Below are 20328 nucleotides of genomic sequence, written 5' to 3' on the forward strand. Positions count from 1 at the left end.
CGGCTGCTGCCCGCCTTACGGGGTGCTGCCGCCCTTACCGAGTGCTGCCCGCCTTCATCAGGTGCTGCTCAGGACTGCTGCGACCGCGGGCGCCGATGGGTCCACCACAGGCCCGCCGCTCCCGCGGAGATGAGCGCCGCGCCCGCCGCGCCGAGCGGCAGGACCTCGCTCCCGAGACCGGTGCTGGGCAGCTTGTCGCCGCCGGGTGCCACCGGCTTGTTGTCGGTGCCGAGCAGCAGCGGGGTGGCCGGGGCGTTCGGCGACGGGTTCGTCGTACCGAACGGCACCGGGCCCTGCTGCCAGAACGTCTTCTTCCCGTCACTCGTCTGCACCGGCAGACAGATCTTTCCGGTCTTGCTCAGATCGAAGGTGGCGTCGACGGCGTACGACTTCGACTTGCCGGCCGCGAGATTGCCGACGGCGCAGCTGAAACCACTGTTCGATCCCTTGGGCAGATCCTTTGCTGCGAGGGCGGAGCAGCCCTTGACGTCCTTGACCTGCAGGCCGTCGAAACCGACCACCAAAAGCCTGAGGTCGCCGCTTTCCTTGGTCCCTTCGTTCTTTACCGTGGCGGTGATCGACGTCTTCTGTGAACTGTTGTCGACCGAGATTTTCTCGGGCAGCAGCGTGGTCAGCTTTACACCCGCCGGCGCCTCGTCAATGACCTTTCCCCCCTTGCTGCTCCCCGGTCCCTGGTCGTCCGCGACGGCAGTGAAAGAAAGGATCATCACGGCCGAGAAAGATGCCGTGAGCAGCGATCCTGCGATGGTCGTCGTGTGACGAGAACTCATGTTCGTCCCCCTTGGCTGCGCCTGAATTCGCAGTACTTGAAGAGGTACCACAAGATTTCTCCGCACTATGCTGGTACGGCCTGAAGTGTGACCATTGTGTTTCTGTTGTGGCGGGCGATTGTGGCGGGTGTTGAGGGGGTGCAGGGATTGTCGGGGAATGTACAGGGCGGTGTTCCGGGATTATTGGTGACGGCGCGCTATCGGCTGGTCGAGAGTATTGGACAGGGGGGAATGGGGCGGGTGTGGCGAGCCGCCGACGAAGTGCTCGACCGGCAGGTGGCCGTCAAGGAAATGCGGATCGACGGACTCGATCCCGAAGACACACGCACGCGCCGCGAACGCACATTGCGCGAGGCCAGGGCCACGGCCCGGATCGACCACCCCAACGTCGTCCGTATCTACGATGTCGTGGACGAGGGCGAGCGGTTGTGGATCGTCATGGAACTGGTCGCGGGCCGCTCCCTCGAACAGATCGTGGTGGAGGACGGACCGCTCGGCCCGCGCGAGGCGGCCCGGATCGGGCTCGAACTGGTGCCGGCGCTGCGCCAGGTGCACGCCGGGGGAGTGCTGCACCGGGACATCAAGCCGGGCAACGTCCTGGTCGAGCGCCGCGGACACCGGGTCGTCCTCACCGACTTCGGCATCGCCGCGCTGCAGGACGCGGAGGCGCTCACCATGGTCGGGATGCTGGTCGGCTCCCCCGACTACATGGCGCCCGAACGCGTCTCGGGCCGCCCGCAGGGCCCGCCCTCCGACGTGTGGTCCCTGGGCGCGACCCTCTGCGCCGCCCTCGGTGGCCGCTCCCCGTTCTCCCGCTCCACCACCCTGGCGACCCTGCACGCCGTCCTCTACGAGGAGCCTGAACTCCCTGCCTCCGCAGGTGACTTGCGGGACATCCTGGCCGCCCTCCTGGAGAAGGAGCCGTCGACCCGGCCCAGCCTGGAGGAACTTGAGGCGGCGCTCGTGGCGCTTGCTTTTCCGGAGCCGGAGCCGGAGCCGGAGCCGGAGCCCGAGGCGGCGGCAGGGGTGGCGGCAGGGGGTGGTACTGAGCTGGGCAGTGACAGCGCCACCGGCACGGGAGCGGAATCCGCCGAACTGCCGTACACGGGACCCGAGTCGGAGTCCGAGCCGGTGCGGGAAGCGCCCGAAGCCATGCCGCCCCTTCCGCCGGTCCAGCAGGAGTCACCCACGCCCGCACTCCTGGACGCTCAACTCATACGTGCGGTACGGCAGCCCCCGTCGGATTCCCCTGAATCCATCCCGCCTCCGGACGAAGAACATCTCGGCGTGAGCGACCCCGGGCGCCTGGAGCACCGGTTCGAGCCGGAGCTGGAGCCCGAGCCCGTGCACGATGCCATCCCATCGCAGCGAACCCCGACGCGCAGGAGCGCCTCGGACCCCGAGAAGACCTCGCCGGAGCAGCCGCCCGCCGCGGCTCCCGAAGCAGCAGTCCCCGAAGCCGGGGCCGCCGCCTCCCAAACCACCCCCCTCCCCTCTACCCCCACCCCCACCCCCACCCCCACCCCTGCCCCCGCCTCCGCCCCCTCCGAACTGCGCGCGGAGGCCGGTTCGGAGATCCCCTCCGCCCACCCCACCCGCACACCAGGCCCCGCACCCGTCCCCATGCCCCCGGGTGAACTCCCCGGCCCCGCAGTGCCGTCCGGCCCACGAGGGAGCCGGCGCCGTATGGGTCTGGCGGCCGCCGGCGGTGTGGTCGTCGCGGGAGCCGTCGCCGGGCTCATCATGGCGGCGACGGGAGGATCGCACGACGACACGAACGGGGCTTCCTCCTCCTCGTCCGTACCGACCGCCTCGTCGGACACCACCGGCACCACTGGCACCACCGGCAGCTCCCCGTCCCCCTCGCCCACCGTCGAGGGCACCTCGCGTGCGCCCAGCCTGCCCCCGGGAGCGCACCGGGAGGCCGGCGGGTACGCGTGGGTGACGCCCAAGGGCTGGCGCCGGGACCTGAAGACGGGCTCGGAGGTGCACTACACCTCGCCCGACGGCAAACAGGAACTCGCGGCCAAGTCCTCACTCGCCAAGGGAGACCTGATGAAGACGTGGCAGACCTCGGAGCAGAACGCCCGTCAGGGGCGGGACTACCAGAAGATCCGGCTGGAGAAGACGACCTTCCAGGGCCGGCCAGCGGTCGTCTGGGAGTACACCTTCACCCTCAAAGGGGTGCACTGGCACGCCCTGCTGCTGGGCTTCGACGCCGACGGCAAGTCGTACCAGATCAACACCTGGTACCAGCCGGACATCGAGAACCAGGCGCTCCAGGTCTACCAGCGGGTCAAGAACAGCTTCACCGTGCTGTGAGCGGAGCGGGGGGACCCGCACACGACGGACGGAGGGCCCCGCGGCAAACGCCGCGGGGCCCTCCGTCAGCAGTCAGGGCAACCGGCTCAGCCGACTTCCACCGGAACCTCGTCCCGGGGCTCGTCCGCGACCCGTCCCGCGGGCGCGGGCGTGCCCGCTCCCAGCTTCTGGCGCACCAGCGCGATGACGATCACCACCGCCGCGACCAGCAGGGACAGCAGTACGGTCGTTCGCCCGCTGCTCTCGCCCTCGGTGTCGGTCAGCATGTAGCCGAGCACGAAGACGATCAGCGCGGCCGTCGCCCAGGTCAGATACGGGTACAGCCACATCTTCACGACCAGCTTCTCCGGCGCCTCGCGCTGGATGATCTTCCGCATCCGCAGCTGCGAGAAACAGATGACGAGCCAGACGAACAGGGCGACCGCACCGGAGGAGTTGACCAGGAAGAGGAAGACCGAGTCCGGGAACTTGTAGTTGAAGAAGACGGCGACGAAGCCGAAGACGACCGAGACGACGATCGCGGCCATCGGCACACCGCGCGAGGTGGTCTTCGCGAAGGCCTTCGGCGCGTCCCCGCGCCGGCCGAGCGAGAAGGCCATCCGGGAGGCCGTGTAGAGCCCGGAGTTGAGGCAGGACAGCACCGACGTCAGCACGATGAAGTTCATGATCTGACCGGCGTGCGCGATGCCGAGGGAGTCGAGGGCGGCGACGTACGAGCCCTGCTCCTTGATGGACGGGTCGTTCCACGGCAGCAGGGCGACGACCACGAAGATCGAGCCGAGGTAGAAGACCCCGATACGCCAGATGATGCTGTTGGTGGACTTGGTCACGGCCCGCTGCGGGTCCTCGGACTCACCCGCGGCGAGGGTCGCGATCTCACTGCCCATGAAGGAGAAGACGACCAGCAGGACGCCGGTGAGGATCGCGCCGGGCCCGTGGGGCAGGAAGCCGCCGTGGCCGGAGAGATTCCCGAGCCCGGCCTTCTCGGCGTCGACGCCCGGCAGCACACCGAAGATGGCCAGTCCGCCGACGATGATGAACGCGCCGATCGCCACGACCTTGATCCCGGCGAACCAGAACTCGAACTCGCCGTACGACCCCACGGACACCAGGTTGGTGGCGGTGAGGACGACCATCACGATGAGCGCCCACCCCCACTGGGGCACGCCCGGCATCCACCCTTCGAGGATCTTGGCACCGGCGGTGGCCTCCACCGCCAGCACCACGACCCAGAAGAACCAGTACAGCCAGCCGATGGAGAATCCGGCCCAGCGCCCGAGCGCGCGGTCGGCGTGGGCCGAGAACGAACCCGACGTCGGGTTGGCGGCGGACATCTCGCCGAGCATCCGCATCACGAGGACGACGAGCGTGCCGACGAGGGCGTACGACAGGAGGATGCCGGGACCGGCGGTGGCGATACCGGAGCTGGAGCCGACAAAGAGCCCGGCTCCGATGACACCGCCGATGGCGATCATCGAAAGATGACGGTTCTTGAGTCCGGCCTGGAGGCCGCCACCGGGTTCTCCGGGGCCTCCCGGGCCGCTTGCGGCCTTCGTGGGGTTCGGCTGCGAGGTCATGAAGGGGGGATTCCTTTGCGCCGGATGAGCAGATCCCGTACGAGCGGTGTACGGACTCGCGCGGTGCTCTGATGGGAGCGGTGTACGAGCCGGTCCAGTGAATCCGAGGCATTGGAATTCTTGAACCTTTGAATCCGGATTGTTACTTGAGGTTTCCTTGAGGTTCTGTAGTGTTGCTCACACTTTTCGCAGGCGACACCCGGCGAGGCCGTTCCGAAACAGCCGTGTCACACTCGGACCATGCGCGTGTATCTCGGCTCCGATCATGCCGGTCTCGAACTCAAGAACCACCTCGTCGAGTGGCTCAAGGCCGCCGGGCACGAGCCCGTCGACTGCGGGCCCCTCATCTACGACGCCCAGGACGACTACCCGCCCTTCTGCCTCCGCGCCGCGGAGCGAACCGCTGCCGATCCCGACTCGCTCGGCATCGTGATCGGCGGATCCGGCAACGGTGAGCAGATCGCCGCGAACAAGGTGACCGGTGTGCGGGCCGCCCTCGCCTGGAGCGAGGAGACCGCCTCCCTCGGGCGCCAGCACAACAACGCCAACGTCGTCGCCGTCGGCGCCCGCATGCACTCCGAGGAGGAGGCGACGAAGTTCGTCGAGACCTTCCTCGCCACCCCCTTCTCCGGTGACGAGCGCCACGTCCGCCGCATCGACATGCTCTCCGCATACGAGACGACGGGCGACCTGCCGCCGATCCCGGCACACCATCCGCAGGCGTAGCGCCGGGGGCGGGGGCGAGCTTTTCGCCCCCGCCGCTCTATCAATGCCGTCCCCGGTTTTCAGCCCGTCCGGTGTTTGAGGACGAGGCCGTAAGGCCGATAACGGGGGTCTGGGGGCGGCAGCCCCCAGGGACGATGGGGGTCCCCCCGCTCGAGCGAAGCCGAGAGTGGGGGAGGGTAGGGGCGGAGGGGGCGAAATCCCCCCGGCCCCGCACATCACTCACCCGCAGGAGGACCCCGTGCCCGAGGGGCACACGATTCACCGGCTGGCCGAGGACTACACCGCCGGTTTCGGGGGCGGGACCGCCCGCGTGACCAGCCCGCAGGGCAAGTTCGCCGACGCGGCGGCCCTCCTCGACGGCGCTGTCCTCGAGGACGCCGACGCCCACGGCAAGCACCTCTTCCTGGGCTTCCGCGGCGCCGACTGGATCCACATCCACCTCGGCCTCTTCGGCAAGGTCACCTTCGGCGACGCCCCCGCACCCCCGCCCACGGACACCGTCCGCCTCCGCCTCGCCAACCCCACCGCATACGTCGACCTGCGCGGCCCCACCACCTGCGCCCTGATCACGGACGACGAGAAGCAGGCGATACACGACCGCCTCGGCCCGGACCCCCTCCGCCCCGACGCCGACCCGTCCACCGCGTACGCCCGCATCTCCCGCAGCCGCACGACGATCGCCGCCCTCCTCATGGACCAGAAGATCATCGCGGGCGTCGGCAACGTCTACCGCGCGGAGGTCCTCTTCCGGCACGGCATCGACCCGTATCGGGCGGGCAAGGACATCACCCCCACGGAGTGGGCCGCGATCTGGGCCGACCTCGTGGAGCTGATGCGCGAGGGCGTCCACCACAACCGCATCGACACGGTCCGCCCGGAACACACCCCCGAGGCGATGGGCCGCCCGCCACGCGTGGACGACCACGGCGGCGAGGTCTACGTGTACCGCAGGGCCACCCTGCCCTGCCACATCTGTGGCGGCGAGATCCGCACCGCCGATCTCGCCGCCCGCAATCTCTTCTGGTGCCCGGCCTGCCAGCAGCGCTAGCCGTCACAGCCGACAGCCGGCACAGCCAACGGCCGTCAGAACCCGTGCGGCAGCCAGGGCGCGACCGCTGACGAGAAGGCCACGGACGCCTCCGTCAGCGCGCCGTGCCGCAGCTCCCGCACCCGCCCCGCTGCCCCGAGCGAGACAAGGGACACCCCACCGAGATATGCCGCCCCCAACTCCCGTACGGACAGGGCGAGATCGGCCGTATCTTCGGTACGCACGCACGACGCGCCCTTCGCGTCGCCCGTGAGCCGCCAACGCCCCTCGTTCCAGGGGCAGAACGCGTCCTCGACCTCGAACACCACGTCCACCGGCGCCTGATACGTCCGCGCCTCCAGCGCGGCGCCGACCTCGACGAGCCGCACATGCAGCGCGTCCTTCACGCGCAGACCGCAGCGGCGGATGTCGGACACCAGGTGCTGCCAGTCCTCGTCGACCGGGCGGCCGCGGGTGCGCAGCGTCGTCGTGAGGTCGATGTCGAACAGGAACCGCCACAGCGCGGCCCGCGCCGCCGGGTCGAGCCCCTCCAGGTCGTCCAGCAGCACCGCGCCGTTGTGCCCGGACGGGCCCCAGTCCGGCTTGACCCGGAACCGCGCGTAGCCGACGACCTCGCCGTCCCGCTCGGCGACCACGCACTGCAACGGCGACGCCCCGTCCCGCTCGCTCTCCGGGTCGATGATCCACAGCCGCTCCCAGCCGGGCCGCCGCGCCAGCATGCCCGGCCGCTCCGGAACCCGCCGCGCGTACACGGCCTCGCACGCGTCGAGTACGTCGGCCGGCGCGGCGTAGCACAGATGTACGTCGTCGGTGCCGGGCGGCACGGACAGCTGTACCCGGCTGGTGTCGATCTCGGCGTTGAGCTGGTGTGTCCCGATGCCGTACCCGAACCGGCCGTAGATCGCCGGTTCGGACGCGGTCAGGACCGCGAGCGGCTCGCCCCACCCATGAACGTCGTCCAGCTGGCGTCGCATCATCGACCTCAGCACCCCGCGGCGCCGGTGCGTGGCCGCGACGCTCACCATCGTGATGCCCGCGGCCGGTACCAAGGCGCCGCCCGGCACGGTGAGGTGGAAGCCGAAGGCGCCCGCGGTGCCCACCACCTGGTCGCCGTCCCAGACACCCAGGGAACGGTCGTACTCTGTGAGCGCGTTGAACAGCTCGCGTTCCTCGGACGACTCTGGCACCCCGCCGAACGCGCGGATCAGGTTGTCGTACCACTCGCCCCAGTCGGCCTGCCGCAGTACCCGAACGTCAGTCGTCATAGCCCATGCCTACCAGGGCAATGCGGTACGAGCGAGGGAATTTCCCCCGTCGTCGCGGATGCCTGCCGTGCGGCTCGCTGTGAAGTTCTCTGTGAAGTTGAGCGCTCGGACGGGGGACAAGTGGGACCTCCCGTGCCAAGCACCTGGTCCGATGGATAGGGTCCCGAACTAATGGCAGCAGGACGAGAGCGGCGCGCGGAAGCCGAGACGTTCACGGCCCGGTTGAAGAAGCAGTGGCACCGGGCCCGCACAGGGCTGCGCAGATCCGCCGTCGACTACTTCCGCGGGGACGGCTCCGACTGGATCGCGCTGGCCGGTCTGCTGCTCACGATCCCGCTGATCGCCGCCACGACACTCGTGAATTCGGTGTGGTGTTCACCCGCCGCCCTGGTCCTCCCGATCGTGGCCGGAGGTCTCCTTCTCCGCCCCTCCAGCCTGCTCGGTCTGTACGCGGCCGCCGCCACCGCGCTGATAGTGGAGTCCGTGAAGCTCGGCCCGTACACGGAGGGCCCGTCCCGGGTGACGCCGGGCGTGGTCCTCGTCGTCGCCGCCTGTGGCTTCTTCGGTCTGCTGATCGCGCAGTTCCGCAGCCGGGTCGGGGTGCCCTGGCGGCGCGGCGGCACCATGCTGTTCGACCTGCGCGAACGCATCCGGGTGCAGAGCAAGCTGCCGCAGCTGCCGCTGGGCTGGCATCGCGAGATGGCGCTGCGGCCGGCCGGCGGTCAGTCCTTCTCGGGCGACTTCGTGGTGGCGGCCCGTACGAACGGGGGCCGCACCCTGGAGGTCGTGCTGACGGACGTGTCGGGCAAGGGCATGGACGCGGGGTCGCGTGCGCTGCTCCTCTCGGGAGCGTTCGGAGGACTCCTGGGCTCGCTTCCCCCGCACGCCTTCCTTACCGCCGCGAACGGCTACCTCCTCCGCCAGGACTGGGACGAGGGCTTCGCGACGTCGATCCACCTCGTCCTCGACCTTGATTCGGGCGACTACGAACTCTTCTCCGCCGGACATCCACCGGGTCTCCAGCTCAGCGCGGGCAGCGGGCGCTGGGAGGAGAAGGCCGCGGAAGGTCCCCTCCTCGGGGTGTACGACGGGGCCCAGTTCGACCCCGTCAAGGGATCCCTGCGGCCCGGTGACGTCCTGATGCTCTTCACGGACGGCCTGGTCGAAACCTCCGACCGCGACATCGTCGAGGGCATCGACCGCCTCACCGGCGAAGCCGACCGCTATGTCGCCGGCGGCTTCCACGGCGCCGCCTGGCACCTCATCGAGGCGGTCGCGAAGGACGTCAACGACGACAGGGCGCTCCTGCTGATCTGCCGCGAGGGCGCCCTGGTGACGGCCCGCTGACGTGGGAAGGTTCTAGCCCGTCCGGCGTTTGAGGACTAGGCCGTTCAGGCCGACACGGGGGTCTGGGGGGCGGAGCCCCCAGGTACGGGAAGGGCAGGGGCAGCGGGGGCGAAAACCTTCCCCAGCCCCCGCGCCCACGGTGGGGTTCTCCCCACCCCGACTCGGCGGTGGTCCTCATGGCCCGGACACGCCCGGAGTCACCTCCGCCGTGGGCCTGTTGAAGACGGCGGTGCTGGTCCCGGTGAGCGGCTCGCCGGAGTCGGCCACCACACAGGGCGTCACGGGGTCCGCGGAAGACCTCGCCGCCGTTCAGGACCTGGACGTACGGCACGGCCATCGCGCTCGCCACGCTCGTGCCGATGATGAAGGGCTGACCGGGCAGGCGCCGTACATACCGCCGCTGCTGTACGGCTCTTTCGCCGGGGCGATCGTCGTCCTCGGGGTGACCGCCGCCACCGTCCCGGCCCGCGCGGCGCTGCGCGGGGAGACACTGGAGGAGTGACGCAGACTCTCCTGACACTGGCCGAAGTCGAGGCCCTCGCCCGCGAGGCGCACGCCGCCCAGACCGACAAGGCGGGGCGGCCGTACGCCGAGCACCTCCAGGCCGTGGCGGAGGGCGTCCGCGAGCGTGGCGGCGACGACGAGCAGATAGCGGCGGCCTGGCTGCACGACGCGATCGAGGACGACGCGCTGTCGCCGGAGTGGCTGAGCGAGGCCGCCCTGACGCGGCGCACGAAGGACATCGTGCTCGCGCTCACCAAACGCGAGGGCGAGCCCCCTCAGGCGTACGCGCAGCGCATCCGCACCACCCCGGGCGCCCTCCTGGTGAAGGTGTCGGACCTGGCGCACAACGCCGATCCGGCCCGGCTCGCGGTTCTCGACGAGCACACCCGGGCCCGGCTGACGAAGAAGTACGCGACGATGCGCGCGCTGTTGGGGCTGGCTCCCTGAGCCCCCTGACCCCCTGAACAGTGAAGTGCGGGCCAGGGATGTCCCGGACCCGCACTTCACCACTTCATGGGGAGGCGTTACGCCCTGACCTTCTCCCGTTCCCGGGCGAGCTCCGTCGCGTCGCGCTTGAAGGCCCACGTCATCTCGGGCTCCATCGCGAAGCGGAAGATCCGCCGGACGGGTGCCGTGCACAGCACGGTGACGGCCGCGGCCGCGGCGAGCGTCACGAAGATCTCACCGAGCGGCTTGTGCAGCCACTGGGGCTCGAACCAGCCCCAGTAGTCCCCGCCCTTGACCAGGAAGCCGTGCAGCAGATAGCCGTACAGCGTGCCCGCGCCGAGCGCGGTGAACCACATCTTGCGGCGCGGCACCCAGGCGAAGAAGCACGCGGTCAGCAGCAGCGAACAGCCGAAGAGCGCGAACACCATCACGGGGCCGACCCACCACTGCACACCCAGTTCCTGAGCGCTGTCGCGGTGGTAGAACCAGGCCGTGTTCATCCGCGGCACCGCCCACCAGCCCACGACCAGCGCCGCGGCGACGACCGGCACCGACAGGATCCGGACCTCACGGCGGCGGACCAGCTGGAAGTGCTCGGGCTTCATGACAAGGCCCAGGACGAAGAACGGCAGGAACTGCAGGACGCGCTGGAGGTCCAGGTCGTCGCCGATGTCCGGCGAGACGGACGCCAGCATCGCGATGCCGAGGGCGACGGGGAGCGGCCAGCGCACCAGCTTCCACAGCGGCGTGGTCAGCCGCCAGACGAAGAGCGCGCACAGGAACCAGGTGAGATACCAGGGGTCGAGCAGGCTGATCGGCATCGACGGATCGTCGTCGGCCCAGCGCTTGAAGAGCACGTACGCCACTTCGAAGACGACGTACGGGACGGCGACGCCGGTCACCAGCCGCTTGAGCCGGTCGGGGCGCATGTCGAAACTGCGCGAGAAGTAGCCGGAGATGATGATGAAGGCCGGCATGTGGAAGGTGTACACGACCGTGTACACCGCTTCGAGGATGCGACTCTGGCCCTTCAGTGGCTCCCAGGCGTGAGCCATGGCCACCAGCACGATTGCCAGGTACTTGGCGTTGTCGAAGAACGCGTCGCGTTGCTTGGCGGGCTTGGCGCCCGGGGCGGCGGCACCGGTGGCCGCCTGTTGTTTCTGGGGTGAGCGCGGACTCGGCACTCCGTCCGTCGGCTGCTGTGCCGGGGGGAGTGGCGCTCGGTGGCCGTGGGGTCGGAGCGAGTTGGTCACAGGCCCTCCCACCAGGAACTCGGGGAGACGATCCGGGACCTCGCTGCGCATACGGGGGACGTGGCGGCGTGGAACATCTGAGGCACCCTAGCGTTGTCTATGCGTCTTCGTAAAACTCTCGACGTCATTCCTGCTTATCGCCTGCGAGTATCCGGGATTCAGCGAAGTCGGCCCGCCGGTTCGCAAGGGGATCCGTATACCGATTAGCTTACTGTCTGGGGACGTTCTGTCCTCATTCATCCTGACTAAATGGTGCATAAGGCTCGCGGGCGACTCTGGTGAAATGTCCGGTTCATTAGCCTTTAGTGACCCGTCTGCAGCGTCTTTGGATGTGCCTGTGGCAACAATTCGAATTACCTGCGAACAGGATGTGTGGACATGGCAACGGTCCCTCTGAATTTACCGTGGGAGTGCACTCTCGAATTGCAGTGCGGGGCACTGTCGTTGGTCCGTCCCGAGGGGGTACGGGTGGGTCGGGCCCGCATGTCCGTGGCCGACGATGCGTCACCCGCCGCATACAGGAGCCGGGTTGGTGGCACGATGGTTCTGGCGGGGGTGTGGGGTTGCACCTCCGGGCCGGGAGAGCGGACCGACCGTAGGGTGTGATCAGTTGTGGCCATTTCGCTGTCAGTGGTGCTGCTGTTGGCGATCATCCTTGTGGTGTTGATCCGAGGAGGATCGATCAAGGCAGGGCCCGCCGTTGTCGCGGTGCTCTTCGGTTTCTTCCTCGCGTCGACCGGCATGGCTCCGTCCATCCAACGGTTCCTCGACTCGATAGCGGAGACGATCAACTCGATCAGTTTCTGACGCGATCGGCTTCTGAGAGCTGGGGGAGGTTACGCGCCGGGCGGCGCGTCGGGGGATTCGGAACGGGGGAGCGTACGGGGATGGGGCTGCGCGAATCGGACCCGACGGAGGTGGGCGGTTACCGCATAGAGGACCGCCTCGGCTCCGGCGGAATGGGCGTCGTCTATCTCGCCCGCTCCGCCTCCGGCCGCCGCCTGGCGATCAAGGTGGTGCACGGCCAGTACGCCGACGACGAAGAGTTCCGTACCCGCTTCAGCCGCGAGGTCGCCGCCGCCCGCCAGGTGAGCGGCGCCTTCACCGCACCCGTCGTGGACGCGGACGCCGACGCGCCGCGCCCCTGGATGGCCACGCTCTACATACCGGGCGAGAACCTCGGCACCCGTGTCCGCGGCCAGGGTCCGCTGCCGCCGGACCGGCTGCGCGACCTCGCCGCGGGCCTCGCCGAGGCGCTGCGCGACATCCGCCCCCACTCTCGGCTTCGCTCGAGCGGGAGGTACCCCCTCCGCCGGAGTGGTCCACCGCGATCTGAAACCGGCCAATGTGATGCTCGCCGACGACGGCCTCCGCGTCATCGACTTCGGCATCTCGCGCGCCGCCGAGTTCGCCGCCGCCGACGCCCTCACCCAGACCGGGCGCGATGGGGGTCCCCCCGGCTCGAGCGCAGCCGAGAGCTGGGGGAGGGCACCCCGCCCTTCATGTCCCCCGAGCAGTTCTCGTCCCCGCACGAGGTGGGCCCGGCCGCGGACGTCTTCTCCCTCGGCGCGGTCGTCGTGTACGCCGCCACCGGACGCGGCCCCTTCGACAGCCCCAGCCCCTACGAGACGGCCACCAGGGCCATCGAGGCCGTCCCCGAACTCGACGGCATACCCGACGAGTTGCGCCCCTTCGTCGAACTGTGCCTGGAGAAGCACCCCAAGTCCCGGCCGACCCCGGACGAACTCCTCAGACTCCTGCGCGACGGCACCCGCCCGGACCCGCGCCCCGACGCCGCCGAGATCCCGACCGCCCCGGTCGAGCGCCCCCGCTCCCGGCGCCCCCGCTCCCGGCGCCAACGACGGGTCCTGATCGCCTCCTGCGTGGGCGCCGTGCTGCTCGCCGTCACGGCCTCGGCCGCGGTCGTACGGTTCGCCGGCGGCGACTCCGTCCGCAGCGATCTGCCGACCCGCTGGCGCGAGTGGCACGCGACGGCGAAGAAGGACGTCGCCGACCCCAGCGGCCCGCTCACCAGCTGTGGTGCCGCCGGTACGGCACTGGTGTGTGCCGGAGACGACGTCAAGGCGGCCCGATTCTCCCTCGCCACGGGCAAGCCCACCTGGACCCTGCCCGTCGACTCCACGCCGGACGACTACGGCAGCGACGAGGGCTCGGTCCTCGGCACCCGGGGCGGCCGCGTCTACGTCTACGCCAACGACGAGGCGGAGCCGCTCAAGGACACGGGCATGTCCCAGGCCCACTACTCGGTCCAGTTCGTGAGCGCCACCACCGGGCACGTGTTCTGGAAGACCCGCACCGGCGACGGCGAGAACGCGATCGCCCCCGACCTGGAGGACGACGGCGCCACGGTGATCCCGCAGGGCATCGTCACCGCCTTCGGCGACAACGCGCGCTCGTACGCCCTGCTCGACGCGGACAACGGCAAGGTCCGCTGGAAGCGGCCGATCCCCTCCCGCACGACCTGCTCCCTCGGCTCCGCCGCGCACCGCGCCTACCTGGTCTGCCAGCCCGACGACCTGAACACGACGAGTGTGTCCGCCCTCGACCCGGCCACCGGAAAGCCGAGCTGGACCGTCACCACCAAGGGGACGCTCGCCCTCCTCGGCCAGGACCACGGCCGCCTGATCCTGGCCGAGCTGGACACCGGCACGGCCTACCGCGCCTTCACGACCGTCGACACCACCACGCACCGGCTGATACGCGTCCCGCTCGCGCGCTCCCAGCCCGCCGGCGCGTCCCCCCACCTCGCCGGAGGCACCCTCTACTTCACGCTCGGCAACGGCAGCGTCCGCGCCGTCTCGCCCCGCACCGGACACCAGTCCTGGGAAAGCAACTCGACCGTGGAGTCCCCGGGCCCGCCCATGGCCTCCGCCGACCACGTCTACGTCGCGTCCCCCAGCGGCCGCCTCGCCGCCCTGGACAGCCACACCGGCAGGGTCATCGCCACCCGCCCCGGCCGCAACGACGCCGGCCCCACGAACATGACCATCTCCGGAGCCCGTCTCCTCCTGGTCGGCGACGCCCTCTACGTCCCGTACGGCATGCGCTCCGTCTACTCCGTGGACGTCCGCCACCTCTGAACACACCCGGGCCCGGTGAACGCACTCGAGGCCCGGTTCCGTGGAACCGGGCCCCGAACGGCCGAACAGAGCGGGCGACGGGAATCGAACCCGCGTAGATGGTTTGGAAGATCGCGTAACCGGGTGTGGCCTGACCTGACGAGACGCTCACCTGTGTGTTTCCGGGGCACGTGCCGAGGTTCCCCGTCGTTCGCTGCCCGATCGGGCACACAGGGGGCACAGATGGCCTTCTCTCGCCCTCGTAGGTCGTCAGTGCCCTCCCGGGGCGAACACAGCCTAGTCGGCGCTCACGCGCCCGTCGGCTACCCGTTACAGCTCTGCTGGGCGTAATTCGTACTGGAATTTGCTGCGGTGTCAGAAGGCAGCGACCCCAAGCGGGTTGTTGCCGACGGTGATGGGGGTGACTGCGTTGTTGGTGGTGTCGATCAGCGACACGGTGTTGACGTTGAAGTTGGTCACGTAGGCGCGGTCGCGGGGCGGATCCACCGCCACCCCCTGCGGGCCGCTGCCGACGGTGATGCGGGGCAGGATCTCCGTGTTGTTGCTGGTGTCGATCACCGACACGGTGTCGTCGCCGTTGTTGGTCACGTAGGCGCGGTCAGTGGACGGGTCCACCGCCACCCCGACCGGCCCGGTGCCGACGGGGATGGTGGCGATGACCGTGTTGGCATCGTTGTTGATGTCGATCACCGACACGTTGTTGTCGACGAAGTTGGTCACGTAGGCGCGGCCACTGGACGGGTCCACCGCCACCCCGACCGGCCCGGTGCCGACGGTAATGGTGGTGAGCTGCGTGTTGTTGCTGGTGTCGATCACCGACACGGTGTTGCCGTTCGGGTGGGTCACGTAGGCGCGGGCACGGGACGGGTCCACCGCCACCTGCTCGGGGTTGGTGCCGACGGTAATGGTGGCGATCACCCGGTTGTTTCTGGTGTTAATCACCGACACGGTGCCGACGTTGAAGTTGGCCACGTAGGCGCGGGCACGGGTCGAGTCCACCGCCACCCCGAACGGTCCGCCACCGACGGTAATGGGCTGTCCGATCACCCGGTTGTTTCTGGTGTTGATCACCGACACGGTGCCGTCGCTGGTGTTGGTCACGTAGGCGCGGGTACGGGGCGGGTCCACCGCCACCCCGAACGGGTCGTTGCCGACGGGAATGGTGGCCGTGACCGTGTTGGTGGTGGAGTCGATCACCGACACGGTGTCGTCGCCGGCGTTGGTCACATAGGCGGTGTTGGAGCGCTGCCCGTCTGGGTGCCCGTCTGCCGAGGCGTGCGGGGTGACGCCGGGCAGCAGTGCGGTGCACAGTGCGGCCAGGGCCCCAACCAGCCATACGCGTCGCCCGTGACGGGTCCGCTTCGCTTTCGTGTTCGTGCGTCTTTCCGGGGCGTGGGTGGCGCACTCGTCCGGGGTGGTGTGCATCGGTATCTCCTGGCTGCTGCGTCTCGTGATTCAAGAGGCCTGAGATCGGATACGGCTGCTGAGCTGTGCTCGGCTGCGATTGATCAGCTAGTAGCAGCGTCCTTGAGCCAGCTTCGATGACCTAGTAGGCAGGCCCGGCCGAACGGGTTGCCCACTCTGCAGACGGCCCAGTCCTCGGCGCTGTGCCTAGGTGTATTGCCCCGTGAGGTTGGGGACGCGGCTGGCGGGTGGCTGGCCTTTCAACGCGGCGTGGCCGCGATGGTGGTTGTAATGGTGTAGCCATATGCCGAAGGCGTCGCGTCGTTCCTGCTCGGTGCGATAGGGCCGGGCATACGCCCATTCATCGAGAATGGTGCGGTTGAAGCGTTCCACTTTCCCGTTGGTTTGGGGGCGGTAGGGGCGGTCAGTGACCGCTTGATCGGCTGTCCGGTCTTGTCGTTGTGCCAGATCGCCGCTGTGAGCGCGAGGATCCGGCACAGGACGCGGGCCGCCACCCCTGCCGGGCTCTTGGCGCCGTGTCGTTCCAGGTCGAGCTGCCCCTTGAAGGTCTGGTTGATCGACTCGATGATCTGCCGCAGCGGCTTGAACAGATGTGCCCCGGCCCGCTCAGCCTCCCCCTTGCGAGCCGGCCGCAGCAACTCCAGGTGACGCTCGGCAAGGTCGCACTCGAACTCGCGGCCGTAGTAGTTCTTGTCCCCGATGATCGTCTGCCCGGGGCGGGCTGCTTCGACATCGGGCGCGGCATCGAGCATGTCGCGCAGTGTCTCGCGTTCGTCGGCCTTCGCACCGGTGAGGGCGAACAGGATCGGCAGCCCGCCGAGCGTGCACACCAGGTGCAGCCGCAGGCCCCAGAAGTACCGTGAGTGCGAAGCGCAGTAGCCGTACTGGGCCCAGCCCGCCAGGTCCGAGCGTTTGGCCGTCTCGCGGGAGCATCCGCAGCCGACCGGGGTGGAGTCGACCAGCCACACATCGTCGCTCCACAGCGAGGTGTCCCGGGCCAGGATCCGGATCATGCTGGTGAGCAGCGAGGACGCGGCGCGCAGCCGCTTGTTGTAGCCGGACTGTTGGGGCACGTAGGGGAATAGGTGGCCGAAGTCCCGCCCGACGCGGCGCAGCCAGCGCCGCTCGGAGGTGTAACCGAGCAGCGCTGACGTGACTGCGAGGGTGACCAGTTCGGCGTCACTGAGCGTGGGTGCGATCCCGACGGCGGGCCGGCACGGGGCCAGTCACGGCGAAGCCTTCAACTCGTCGTCGATCCGGGCATAGAGTGCCGTTGCGAGGGTGTCCAGGTCTGTCTTCACACACTGACATTGGACGCCCTCGTCTCATGTCCGCAGGCCATCCCTTGGACTCGTTCATCCAGGCCGCAGGGGGTCGCTGGTCATGAGCCACTTCCGCGACGCGATCGCGAAAGCCGACCGATAACCGGGCCCCTGGGCACGCATGACCGCGTGCCTACGCCTCCAGCGCTCGTCGAGCGGCGCTGAGCCGTAAGTTCTCAGCGGAAGCAAGGTCGGCGGAGTCTCCATGGGTGAGTCAAGCCGCACACGGTCTTGAAAACCGTCGTGGCGCGAGTCACCGTGGGTTCAAATCCCACACCCACCGCGCACGTTGACGGCCCCTGACCAGCAACATTGGTCGGGGGCCCTCGTCTTGCCCGGTGCCTGTGAGCGACCGTTGTTCACCGTGGGTCCTCGGTCGTTCGGGCACACTAGGGGCACGGCCTCTGGGCGCTAGTTTCGAGCGTTGTTCAGCTTGGGGGGCTATTCACTGAATGGCCATATTTATGATTAATAGTCCGCTTGGTGCTAGATCATGACAGGATCGGTGCCATGGACTACCGATATGCCGCTGCGGCTGATGCCCCGGCTATGGCTGAACTTTTCGCGGCCAATCACTATGACGCGCTCACGGAGCAGGAGCGGGCCGAACAGGGCTTTGTGCAGGGCGGCCTCGATGCCGACACACTGCGTTCGATGGTCGAGCATGGGAGTCTTCTCGTCGCGGACGATGACGGGCGCTTGGCTGGCCTGCTCGGGTTGGCCTCCCCGGAAAATATGCCCAGTCCACCGCCACCGGCTAAGGCGCTGCTGGATGCGCAGGATTCGCTGCGGTGGCAAGGGCAGCCGCTCCGTGCAACGCCTTGGCTGTTCTATGGGCCTGTGGTGGTCGCCGCCGCATACCGTGGGAAGGGAGTGGCTCGCGGGTTGTTCACGGCGGCTCTCCAAGCAGCCTCAGGACGGGCCGATGTGGTGGTCGCTTTCATCGAACTGGCCAACCAGGCGTCTTGGAGAGTCCACGTCGACGGCTTCGGTATGACCACTCTGGGAGAGTTCACCATTGGCGATCGTGCCTACGGTGTCGTGGGTGCATCCACCAGGCCGTCAGCGGCCTCTGGAGCCTGAGTTACCCACCACCTTCCCCCCAACGCACGCCACGATGTGCCCGCAGCCGGGAACGGCGCCCCCTCCATCCCGGTGTCGGCCGATCCCCCGCCGGAGGCATCGTCCTTGACCGTGGCCATGATGGTCGGGTGCTCGCCTTATGGCCTTCGGCCCTATCCATGTGTGAGCGGGCGTCGGCGCAGCCGGGTGCCTTGATGAGGTAGAGAAATCTGTAAGTCCCAATCCACGTCGACGGCGCCAGCGGCGGCTTCGTGTGGCCCTTCCTCTATCCGGACTCGAAATGGGACTTCCGGCTCGAGCAGGTCCGCTCGATCAACGTATCGGGACACAAGTACGGCCTGGTCTACCCAGGCATCGGCTGGCTGGTCTTTCGCGAGGAGTCCGACCTGGCCAAGGACCTCGTGTTCTACGAGAACTACCTGGGCAAGACCGACGCGACGTTCACGCTGAACTTCTCGACCGGCGCGTCGATGGTGCTCGCCCAGTACTACAACTTCGTGCGGCTGGGTCGTCAGGGCTACACCTACGTCATGGTGACGATGCAGAAGAACGCCCACGCGTTGGCGGACAACCTGCGTAGCAGCGGCCGCTTCGAAGTCATCGGCAGCGACCTCGAGCAGCTGCCGCTGGTCGCTTTCCGCCTCGCCGGCAAGCACTCCTACGACGAGTCCGACATCGCGTGGCAGCTCTCGGCCGAGCGCGGCTGGATGGTGCCGGCGTACACGCTCCCGCCCAACGCGGAGCGGCTGAAGATCCTGCGTGCCCTGGTCAAGGAGACCCTGAGCCGCGAGCAGATCGAGCGTCTGACCCAGGACATCGCCGACGCGTGCGACACCTTGGACCACAAGGGTGCGACCACCGAGGCCGAGCGGGCCCAGATCAAGCGCGGCACCGGCTACTAACGCCCGCAACCGGCACCCTCAGGGGCGGGCGACGAAGTCGCTCCCTGCTGGCGAGAAACAATGTCCCCCGCGTCGCGGTCGAGTGGGTCCTGACGGGCAGCTCCGTCCCGTCCCGGAAACCTTCCGCACGAAGAAGGACGCGGACGACTGGCTGGCTGACAAGCAGACCGAGATGCGTCGTGGCGACTGGCACGATCCGGACGCTGGGAAGGTGCCGTTCGGCTCGTACGCCGCTGCCTGGATCAGGGAACGCGAGCTGACGGCGACCACGCGTCAGCTCTACGGCTCGCTCCTGCGGCATCACCTGGAGCCCGCCTTCGGCGCCGTCAACGTCGCAGAGATCTCGCCGCCGCTCGTTCGGGGGCTGGCGCGCCGACAAGCTCGCATCCGGCACCGGTCCGACGACCGTCGCCAATCCGTACGCCCTGCTGCGCGCGATCATGGGTACCGCCGTGGCCGACCAGATGATCAGGCGCAACCCGTGCACGATCAAGGGCGCGAGCACCGTGCACACCCCGGAGCGGCCGACCGCCACGGTGCAGGAGGTGTACGACCTCGCCGACGCGATCCAGCCCCGCTACCGGGCGCTCGTGCTCCTGGCCGGGTTCCTCGGCCTGCGCTTTGGTGAGCTGGGTGGCCTGCACCGCCGGGACATCGACCTTGACGGGGGCGCCCTCCGCGTCCGCCGTGCCGTCGCCGAGCTGAACAACGGGCAGCGTGAGATCAAGGCGCCCAAGAGCGCTGCGGGCAAGCGCACCGTTGCGATCCCGGGCGCGATCCTCCCGGACGTCCGCGATCGCCTGGAGCGGTATGCCGAGCCGGGCGCCGACGGCCGTGTTTTCGTCGGGGCCAAGGGAGCGACCCCGCGCCGCAACCACTTCAACCGGCTGTGGCGCAAGGCCTGCGAGGACGCCAGGATCAAGGGCCTGCACTTCCACGATCTTCGGCACACGGGCAACACCCTTGCCGCATCGACCGGGCCAGCACGCGGGAGCTGATGTCCCGTATGGGCCACAGCGACTCGCGCGGCACTGATCTACCAGCACGCCAGCGCCGACCGTGACCGCCTGATCGCTGACGCGGTGAGCGGTCTGGTGAAGAAGGGCCGGAAGGGCGCCAAGAAGCCGAAGAAGCAAGATCGAAAGCCCGAGGGGCACGCGGGGGACACGGCGGACTGATCGGAGCCCCCGGAAACGACAAGGGCCAGGCAGAGGA

15 protein-coding genes and 4 pseudogenes are annotated in these 20328 nt (G+C 68.8%); 12 read left to right on the plus strand and 7 right to left on the minus strand.

Going from position 1 to position 20328, the window contains the following annotated elements; all coding sequences use genetic code 11:
* Positions 1–68: 68 nt before the first annotated feature.
* Entirely contained in the window at positions 69–791 is a 723-nt protein-coding gene (locus ACZ4WS_RS11725) for an LPXTG cell wall anchor domain-containing protein (protein WP_467979481.1), read from the minus strand.
* A gap of 231 nt (positions 792–1022) precedes the next feature.
* Between ACZ4WS_RS11725 and ACZ4WS_RS11730 the strand changes: the two genes are divergently transcribed.
* Positions 1023–3113 carry a protein kinase domain-containing protein gene (locus tag ACZ4WS_RS11730; RefSeq protein WP_467979968.1) on the plus strand — a complete coding sequence of 697 codons (2091 nt, stop codon included), beginning with the start codon at positions 1023–1025 and terminating at the stop codon, positions 3111–3113.
* 86 nt (positions 3114–3199) lie between these two features.
* Here ACZ4WS_RS11730 and ACZ4WS_RS11735 read toward each other — a convergent pair whose 3' ends face one another.
* Positions 3200–4690: an amino acid permease gene (locus ACZ4WS_RS11735; RefSeq protein WP_467979483.1), complete on the minus strand. Its 1491-nt coding sequence runs from the start codon at positions 4688–4690 to the stop codon at positions 3200–3202.
* Positions 4691–4930: 240 nt separating this feature from the next.
* On the opposite strand from ACZ4WS_RS11735, the gene ACZ4WS_RS11740 reads away from it, so the two are divergent.
* Positions 4931–5416 (plus strand): ribose-5-phosphate isomerase, encoded by a 486-nt coding sequence (locus ACZ4WS_RS11740; RefSeq protein WP_467979485.1) that lies wholly within the window; start codon positions 4931–4933, stop codon positions 5414–5416.
* Positions 5417–5654: 238 nt separating this feature from the next.
* A complete protein-coding gene (locus ACZ4WS_RS11745) occupies positions 5655–6464 on the plus strand; it encodes an Fpg/Nei family DNA glycosylase (RefSeq protein WP_467979487.1) in 810 nt (269 codons plus the stop codon).
* Positions 6465–6499: 35 nt separating this feature from the next.
* Here ACZ4WS_RS11745 and ACZ4WS_RS11750 read toward each other — a convergent pair whose 3' ends face one another.
* A complete protein-coding gene (locus ACZ4WS_RS11750) occupies positions 6500–7729 on the minus strand; it encodes a GNAT family N-acetyltransferase (RefSeq protein ID WP_467979489.1) in 1230 nt (409 codons plus the stop codon).
* A 171-nt stretch (positions 7730–7900) separates the two neighbouring features.
* Between ACZ4WS_RS11750 and ACZ4WS_RS11755 the strand changes: the two genes are divergently transcribed.
* The 3 genes and pseudogenes from ACZ4WS_RS11755 to ACZ4WS_RS11765 all read left to right on the plus strand — a co-directional run bounded on the left by ACZ4WS_RS11755 (position 7901) and on the right by ACZ4WS_RS11765 (position 10027).
* Positions 7901–9076, plus strand: coding sequence for a PP2C family protein-serine/threonine phosphatase (locus ACZ4WS_RS11755; RefSeq protein ID WP_467979491.1), 1176 nt, complete (start codon positions 7901–7903; stop codon positions 9074–9076).
* A 326-nt stretch (positions 9077–9402) separates the two neighbouring features.
* Positions 9403–9578, plus strand: a pseudogene (locus ACZ4WS_RS11760) (FtsX-like permease family protein); the annotation flags it as partial.
* A complete protein-coding gene (locus ACZ4WS_RS11765) occupies positions 9575–10027 on the plus strand; it encodes an HD domain-containing protein (RefSeq protein ID WP_467979492.1) in 453 nt (150 codons plus the stop codon). The pseudogene ACZ4WS_RS11760 and the gene ACZ4WS_RS11765, both read left to right, overlap by 4 nt.
* Before the next feature lie 77 nt (positions 10028–10104).
* Here the strand turns inward: ACZ4WS_RS11765 and ACZ4WS_RS11770 are convergent, their stop codons facing one another.
* The gene (locus ACZ4WS_RS11770) at positions 10105–11280 is read right to left on the minus strand and encodes an acyltransferase family protein (RefSeq protein ID WP_467979494.1); all 1176 of its coding nucleotides are present in this window, start codon (positions 11278–11280) and stop codon (positions 10105–10107) included.
* Between the two features lie 612 nt (positions 11281–11892).
* Here ACZ4WS_RS11770 and ACZ4WS_RS11775 point away from each other — a divergent pair.
* Together ACZ4WS_RS11775 and ACZ4WS_RS11780 are read left to right on the plus strand one after the other, a co-directional pair.
* A complete protein-coding gene (locus tag ACZ4WS_RS11775) occupies positions 11893–12087 on the plus strand; it encodes a hypothetical protein (protein ID WP_327428706.1) in 195 nt (64 codons plus the stop codon).
* Positions 12088–12167: 80 nt separating this feature from the next.
* Entirely contained in the window at positions 12168–14381 is a 2214-nt protein-coding gene (locus ACZ4WS_RS11780; RefSeq protein ID WP_467979496.1) for an outer membrane protein assembly factor BamB family protein, read from the plus strand.
* A gap of 354 nt (positions 14382–14735) precedes the next feature.
* Here ACZ4WS_RS11780 and ACZ4WS_RS11785 read toward each other — a convergent pair whose 3' ends face one another.
* From ACZ4WS_RS11785 to ACZ4WS_RS11795, 3 genes and pseudogenes are all read right to left on the minus strand, one after another.
* Positions 14736–15806, minus strand: coding sequence for a beta-propeller fold lactonase family protein (locus ACZ4WS_RS11785; RefSeq protein WP_467979498.1), 1071 nt, complete (start codon positions 15804–15806; stop codon positions 14736–14738).
* Between the two features lie 186 nt (positions 15807–15992).
* A pseudogene (locus ACZ4WS_RS11790) lies at positions 15993–16208 on the minus strand (integrase core domain-containing protein); the annotation flags it as partial.
* Positions 16205–17107, minus strand: a pseudogene (locus ACZ4WS_RS11795) (IS982 family transposase); the annotation flags it as partial. The pseudogenes ACZ4WS_RS11790 and ACZ4WS_RS11795, both read right to left, overlap by 4 nt.
* A gap of 531 nt (positions 17108–17638) precedes the next feature.
* On the opposite strand from ACZ4WS_RS11795, the gene ACZ4WS_RS11800 reads away from it, so the two are divergent.
* The 4 genes and pseudogenes from ACZ4WS_RS11800 (at position 17639) to ACZ4WS_RS11815 (ending at position 20111) form a co-directional block, all read left to right on the plus strand.
* The gene (locus tag ACZ4WS_RS11800) at positions 17639–18211 is read left to right on the plus strand and encodes a GNAT family N-acetyltransferase (protein WP_467979499.1); all 573 of its coding nucleotides are present in this window, start codon (positions 17639–17641) and stop codon (positions 18209–18211) included.
* A gap of 221 nt (positions 18212–18432) precedes the next feature.
* Positions 18433–19113 (plus strand): pyridoxal-dependent decarboxylase, encoded by a 681-nt coding sequence (locus ACZ4WS_RS11805; RefSeq protein ID WP_467979969.1) that lies wholly within the window; start codon positions 18433–18435, stop codon positions 19111–19113.
* 82 nt (positions 19114–19195) lie between these two features.
* Positions 19196–19249, plus strand: a pseudogene (locus ACZ4WS_RS11810) (hypothetical protein); the annotation flags it as partial.
* A 304-nt stretch (positions 19250–19553) separates the two neighbouring features.
* Entirely contained in the window at positions 19554–20111 is a 558-nt protein-coding gene (locus ACZ4WS_RS11815) for a site-specific integrase (protein WP_467979501.1), read from the plus strand.
* The last annotated feature ends 217 nt before the right edge of the window (positions 20112–20328 follow it).

The sequence above is a fragment of the Streptomyces sp. NPDC029292 genome, from assembly GCF_055569295.1.

Coding starts and splice junctions, on each gene's coding strand:
- ACZ4WS_RS11725 (WP_467979481.1), bottom strand. CDS start 791: ATGAGTTCTCGTCACACGACGACCATCGCAGGATCGCTGCTCACGGCA.
- ACZ4WS_RS11815 (WP_467979501.1), top strand. CDS start 19,554: ATGGGTACCGCCGTGGCCGACCAGATGATCAGGCGCAACCCGTGCACG.
- ACZ4WS_RS11750 (WP_467979489.1), bottom strand. CDS start 7,729: ATGACGACTGACGTTCGGGTACTGCGGCAGGCCGACTGGGGCGAGTGG.
- ACZ4WS_RS11730 (WP_467979968.1), top strand. CDS start 1,023: ATGGGGCGGGTGTGGCGAGCCGCCGACGAAGTGCTCGACCGGCAGGTG.
- ACZ4WS_RS11740 (WP_467979485.1), top strand. CDS start 4,931: ATGCGCGTGTATCTCGGCTCCGATCATGCCGGTCTCGAACTCAAGAAC.
- ACZ4WS_RS11780 (WP_467979496.1), top strand. CDS start 12,168: ATGGGGCTGCGCGAATCGGACCCGACGGAGGTGGGCGGTTACCGCATA.
- ACZ4WS_RS11735 (WP_467979483.1), bottom strand. CDS start 4,690: ATGACCTCGCAGCCGAACCCCACGAAGGCCGCAAGCGGCCCGGGAGGC.
- ACZ4WS_RS11785 (WP_467979498.1), bottom strand. CDS start 15,806: ATGCACACCACCCCGGACGAGTGCGCCACCCACGCCCCGGAAAGACGC.
- ACZ4WS_RS11800 (WP_467979499.1), top strand. CDS start 17,639: ATGGACTACCGATATGCCGCTGCGGCTGATGCCCCGGCTATGGCTGAA.
- ACZ4WS_RS11755 (WP_467979491.1), top strand. CDS start 7,901: ATGGCAGCAGGACGAGAGCGGCGCGCGGAAGCCGAGACGTTCACGGCC.